Below are 6022 nucleotides of genomic sequence, written 5' to 3'. Positions count from 1 at the left end.
AAGAAAACCGACGAAACTGGTCACTGATTGTATTAAGCCAATACTTGTATTAATTGGAGCATCAATAGCCATCACCCCCTCTAACGGGAAGCATAGTGTTTTGATTACAGAATATTTTATTTAAACTTTTTAAATAGGTGTGTAAAATGGCCCATGACGGACGATATATCGTCTTTAAAAAAGAACAAGCCCTATCTAATTTTGGATTATAACCTAATATCTTCCGCCCTGCAAGAAATAAAAATACGGACGTTTATTGCCGTCGCGTCTCAATCCACTCGTAGATCACCGGCAGCAACACGAGTGTCAGCAAAGTCGAAGTAATCAAACCGCCGACCACCACCGAAGCCAGCGGACGTTGCGTTTCGGCACCAACACCCGTCGCCAACAACAAAGGCACCAATCCGAGAATGGACGTACTCGCAGTCATCAAAACGGGACGCAAACGCAACTCCGCCCCCCGTCGCACTGCCTCTGCGACACCGAGTCCTTTTTCCCGCAACTCATTGATAAAACTCACCAGCACAATGCCGTTCAACATCGCCACCCCAAACACCGCGATAAATCCAATCGCAGAAGGCACCGACACGTATTGTCCACTGAAGAAAAGAACCACCATCCCTCCAATTGTCGCAAACGGCACATTGGCGATAATCAGCGCGGCGTACTTAACCGAGTTGAATGCCGTATAGAGCAGCACAAAAATAAAAAATATTGTCAACGGCACAATCACCGCCAAACGCGCCAGCGCCCGCTGTTGATTCTCGAATGCGCCACCCCACTCGATCCAATAGCCCGGAGGCAAGTCAATCTGCGCATCGATAGCCGCATTGGCATCGCGCACAAAACCATCGACATCGCGCCCCCGCACATCCATCTGGATCACTGCGTAACGCTGCAATTGCTCGCGACGCACAAAAGAGTAGCCTTCTGCAACGCTCACATCTGCAACGGTCGCAAGAGGAACGATCGCACCATCGCTTGTTTTCAATGGAATGCGCTCAATCGACTTCACTGACGCTTTTGATCGGTCATCGAATCGCGCCGTAATATTGAACCGGCGTACGCCGTCAATCATGGTCGTGACCGGCTCATTGCCTATGCCGGTGCGGACAACGGACAACACATCGTCCGCATTCAATCCAAATCGCGCGAGTTGTTCGCGTTTAACCTGAATACGGATCTGCGGCTTGCCGACATTGGCCTCAATCGAGAGATCCGCGACCCCCTCAACTTCGGCAATGACGTCTTTGACCTCCTCGCTCAACCGATCAAGCACTGCCAGACCCTCACCGTAAATCTTGGCGGCAAGCGTGGCGCGAACCCCCGAGATCAGTTCCTCTACGCGCATCTGAATCGGCTGGGTAAAAGCGATAACAGCCGACGGCACCACCACTTCCAACTCCTCACGCATAGCCTCAGCAAGATCTTTAATATCGCGGTCTCCGGGCCATTCGCTCTCGGGCTTGAGTGCCGTATAAATCTCCATGTAATTGGCGTCGGCGGTTTCGCCTTTCTCGGCACGACCGATCATTGCTACCGTAGTTTCAACCTCCGGGAATCTCGACAGCGCGTTCTCAATCTTCTTGGAAATCTCGATTGAATGCTGAAGCGAAGCCGAAGGTATCGAAGTCACGCGCCACATGATTGACCCTTCCTGCAGTTGCGGCATGAACTCTTTTCCCAGAAAGGGAAACAGTGCCATACTCGCAATGAGCAGACCCACGGCACAGCCAACCACCACTTTTCGATTCGCCAACGACCAGGAAAGCAAGGATAGATAGCGCGGTTTAATGACGCGTACGAGCCATGTTTCGCGTACCCTTTGCGGTTTCAATAACAAAGCCGCGAGCACGGGAATCAGGGTTAGCGCGAGCAATAAACTCCCCCCCATGGCAAAAGTGATATTAAACGCCATCGGCTTGAACAGCTTGCCCTCCAGTCCCTCGAGCGCAAACAAAGGCAGAAATACCACCACAATAATCAAGATGGCAAAGGTCATCGGATTCACGACTTCACGGGCAGCAGCCAATACCGCATCAGTGCGATTGACCTGCTCCGTCTCTGCCCTGCGTTCTGCCATAACGCGAAATGAATTCTCCACGATGACCACTGCACCATCGACAATCATGCCAATACCAATAGCGAGACCAGCAAGTGACATGAGGTTGGCTGAAAGGCCCGCTTCATCCATGAACACAAACGCAATGAGCATCGTGAGCGGAATAGAGACAATCACAACCACTGCTGGCCGCCATTCGCCGAGAAACAAAAACAGAATAACACCCACTAAGATCGCGCCTTGAAATAATGCATTCGTAGCCGTACCCACTGCTTTTTCAACGAGATCGGTGCGCTCATAAATGGGTCGCAGAACAACGCCATCTGGCAGCGACTGATCGATAATAGCGACCTTTTCCTTCGTCGCTTCAACCACTCTGGCGGCATTCTCACCGATACGCGAGAGCACCATCCCGAGGACGACTTCCTTGCCATCGCGTGTCACAGCGCCAAAACGGAGTGCGCCTCCCTGGCGGATTTCGGCGATGTCGCGCAAATATACCGGCGCGCCGCCTTCGACCTTGACGACCATATCGCCGATATCGCGCTCGTTTCTGACCAGACCCAGGCCGCGCACGAGGTACTGTTCTGAGCCGAGATTGATGTACTGACCGCCAACCTGGCGGTTGTTGGCCTCGATCACTTCCATGACATCGGTGAAGGTCAGATCGTATTTAATGAGATTCAGGGGATCCATCACGACCTGAAATTGTCGTTCCTGCCCCCCCCAGGAGATAACATCATCAACGCCAGAAGCAGTTCGCAAAATCAAACGCACATTCCAGTCGTGCAACGTCCGCAAGTCCATATCGGTAATCGCCGCATTGAGCTTTTCGTCGTCGCGTTCCAGAGTGTACCAGAAAACCTGACCGAGTCCGGACGAGTTGGGCCCCATTTCTGGCGTGCCATAACCCTCTGGAATGCGCTCCCCCACCTCCTGCAACCGTTCCATCACCAGACGCCGCGCAAAGTAGATATCCATGTCGTCTTCAAAATAGACTGCGACATAGGACAAACCGAAAAGACTCACAGAGCGGATCTCCTTCACCTTCGGCAACCCGGCCATGCTGGACTCAATGGGAAAAGTGAGGAGTTGCTCCACATCCTCAGCGGCAAGCCCTGGCGACTCGGTATAAATATTGACCTGGGCAGGCGTCACATCTGGAAACGCATCAATCGGCACGGTTACAACCGCGCGCCACCCCAAAAAAGCCACGATTCCAAAGGCGATCAACACCAGGAATTTATAGCGCAGCGAAGTCTTTACCAGTGCTTCCAACATGCAATTCTCCTAATGTACATGACCTGCGCCAAGCGAAGACTTGAGCATCAATGACTTGAGGTGAAAAACGCCAGCCACGGCGATCTCTTCACCTGCAATAAGCCCGCTGCGAACGACCGTCCACTCGCCCACCGTGGAAGCGACCTCAATAGCCTCGGCATGGAACTCGTGTCCGTCCTCGAGCTTGAATACATTCGGTGAGCCTTTGATCATTATCAATGCCACACTCGGCACAGCGAGTACTGGTGCGCGCGTTCCGGTGACAACCTCTACTTCGACAAACTGACCAGAATGCAAGCTATGAGCCGTGTTGGGCACCTCAATGCGCAAGCCCTGAGTTCGGACCTTTTCGTCGAGGTGGTGATGAAGTTGAATGACCTTGCCCGGAAACCAGTTGATACCATCGGGAATGACCCGCACATTGGCACCAATACCGATTTTGGGTGACACTGTTAGCACCATATGTGCTTTCACCCACATCACCGATTCGTCACTGATACTAATGAGTACCCGGCCAGGTTCAATCAATTCACCGACAATAAAATCGTCCTGTAGCACAGTGCCCGCCTGTGGGGCGAGCAAGTCGAAGGTACCGGTCGCTTTGCTGGCGTCTCCCGATTGCATAAGTGCCTCTGCCTGAGCCATGGTCATGCCATAAGCGAGCACTTTGGCGAGCGCATGTTGTTGTGCAACATGCGCTTCGGTATAGCGTTGTTCCGACACGGCCTGCCGACCGAGGGCCTTGACGCGTTGCCACTCGCGATTCGCGACAATCAATGCCCCTTGCGCTTCGGCCATCTCAACACTCGAGAGCGCCACCAGAGGGTGACCGACCTCGACTTCATCGCCGAGTTTCGCATGACGCGCCACGACCTGTGCGGTAATGCGCGGGGTAACGAACACAGACCGGTACGCGTTGATCACGACCTCGCCCGGAATCCGCAGGGTCTCGTTGAGCGCGCGCGGTTCAACCGTACCGATAACAATACCCGCCGCGCGTTGTTCTTCTGCGCTCAGCTCAATTGCGGTGCCCTCATGGTCCGCCTCCTCTGAGTATATCGGTTGGATCAGTATCAAACACAGACACACCGCCCAAAATTTCGACATCGTCATCAGGGCCTCCAATGCGGTTCTTTGTGTGTTGTAATTCATCTAAGACCGAGCCAGACATCCACCTGCCCCGATGCGCGGAGCCACTCGAACCAGGCCTGCCATACCTGACCGTGCAGATCAAGGGCACTCTCTCGCACATGTATCGTCTGCTCCAGTTGCGCCAAATAGTCGGCCATACTGAGATCCCCAGCCTGCCAGAGTCTGCGCAGTTGCTCGCTTTGTCGGTCCAGGCTCTTCCGCCCTGTATGTTCCCACTCATCCCAGGCAGAGCGCGATAACTCGTAGCGCGCTGCCGCACTGGTCAGAGAGGCGTGTGCCATCTGCACCGCGTCATCGACGAGTTGTTGCGCCTGGACGCGCGCTGCCATAGCCGCGGTAACTTCATGTGTAAAGCGGTTCCGGATCGGAAGCGGAATGGACAGACCCAAACCGATCAACCTTTCGCCATCTTCGTATCCACCAGTGAGACTCAGCGTCAGGTCTGGGCGACGTTCGCGTCGTTGCAATCCCACCACAGCATCAGCCGCGTTAACCCGGTCCCGCGCGGCCACAACCCCGGGTAATGCCTGCACCAGATCCTGTGGATCAGCACTTTGCTCAATTACCTCCGGTAGTTTCTCGGGAAGAGAGGGCCACTGCGCCTCGGGTGCTCGCGAACCAAGGCTGTACACCACTTGCCGCGCCTCGGCCAGGTCTGCGGCCACCATTGCTTTTTGAATGCGCGCCTCGATCAGGGAAAGGAGAGCCTGATCAAGTGCCACCTGGTCTAACTCGCCAGCCTCAAACTGACGTTGCGCCAACATCGCAAACTCCTCCATCAACTGCAGGCGCATCTGGGCCAGGCGAGCGCGTTCAACGCCAGTCTGGTATTGCGCGAGACCATTGAGCAAATCTACCGCAACCGTCCATCGGGCGTCCGTGTATTCCGCCTCGGCAACGAGACGGTCCAATTCTGCCACTGCGGTGCGCGCCTTGCGTTTGCCGCCCCAGTCCAGTGTCTGACTAATCGAGAGTGTGCGTATCCTGGCTTGTGCATTCTCAGCATCCAACGACAATTCGGGATTGTAGAGGGGACGTGCCGCGGCATCTCGAAGCGCACTACTCGCATCTAAACCCGCGCGTGCTGCCTGCACACGGTAATTAGAATCGACAACAGCTTGCACAAAACGCGTTAACGCGACACTCGCCCGGGCATTTTCCAGAACCGTTGTCTCAGCGACCAGTGTCGTCCAGGACACCAATATCAGGCCACACAATACGAAGGCGTTTGGCATCAATCATCCTCCTGATGGTGACAATCAAAAGTAATCCGAAAATTTTATCGCGAAAATATAGAGCCAAACCAACCAATTGTCTATAAACTTAAATTTGGTGCTTTTTCCAATGTCCCTGAGCAAATTTGCGAACGGTAAGCACGCCCTGTACAATACTGTAAACAACGAGCGCAGCCCAGATACCGTAAATATCAAATCCAAGAGTAAACCCCAGAACATAAGCGACAGGCAGGCGAACGAGCCATTGAGCGATCAGGGTAGAATACATCGGAGGCATCGTATCGCCAGCACC

The 6022-nt window shown here is 54.0% G+C and carries 4 protein-coding genes; all 4 read right to left on the bottom strand.

The annotated features are described in order from the left end of the window. Window positions 1–253: 253 nt before the first annotated feature. Window positions 254–3343, bottom strand: a complete 3090-nt coding sequence (locus OXG87_20930; protein ID MCY3872020.1) for a CusA/CzcA family heavy metal efflux RND transporter — start codon at window positions 3341–3343, stop codon at window positions 254–256. Window positions 3344–3352: 9 nt separating this feature from the next. Then, window positions 3353–4456: an efflux RND transporter periplasmic adaptor subunit gene (locus OXG87_20925; protein MCY3872019.1), complete on the bottom strand. Its 1104-nt coding sequence runs from the start codon at window positions 4454–4456 to the stop codon at window positions 3353–3355. A 35-nt stretch (window positions 4457–4491) separates the two neighbouring features. Then, on the bottom strand, window positions 4492–5730 hold the full coding sequence (locus tag OXG87_20920; GenBank protein ID MCY3872018.1) for a TolC family protein: 1239 nt from the start codon (window positions 5728–5730) through the stop codon (window positions 4492–4494). Window positions 5731–5818: 88 nt separating this feature from the next. Continuing rightward, the coding region (locus OXG87_20915; GenBank protein MCY3872017.1) for an MATE family efflux transporter at window positions 5819–6022 on the bottom strand (204 nt) is incomplete at its 5' end.

The sequence above is a fragment of the Gemmatimonadota bacterium genome, assembly GCA_026706845.1.
In the GTDB taxonomy this organism is placed as follows: domain Bacteria; phylum Latescibacterota; class UBA2968; order UBA2968; family UBA2968; genus VXRD01.
The sequence above is the reverse complement of the archived record's forward strand: the minus strand, read 5'-3'. Positions and strand labels throughout refer to the sequence as shown.

Coding starts and splice junctions, on each gene's coding strand:
- OXG87_20930 (MCY3872020.1), bottom strand. CDS start 3,343: ATGTTGGAAGCACTGGTAAAGACTTCGCTGCGCTATAAATTCCTGGTG.
- OXG87_20925 (MCY3872019.1), bottom strand. CDS start 4,456: ATGACGATGTCGAAATTTTGGGCGGTGTGTCTGTGTTTGATACTGATC.
- OXG87_20920 (MCY3872018.1), bottom strand. CDS start 5,730: ATGCCAAACGCCTTCGTATTGTGTGGCCTGATATTGGTGTCCTGGACG.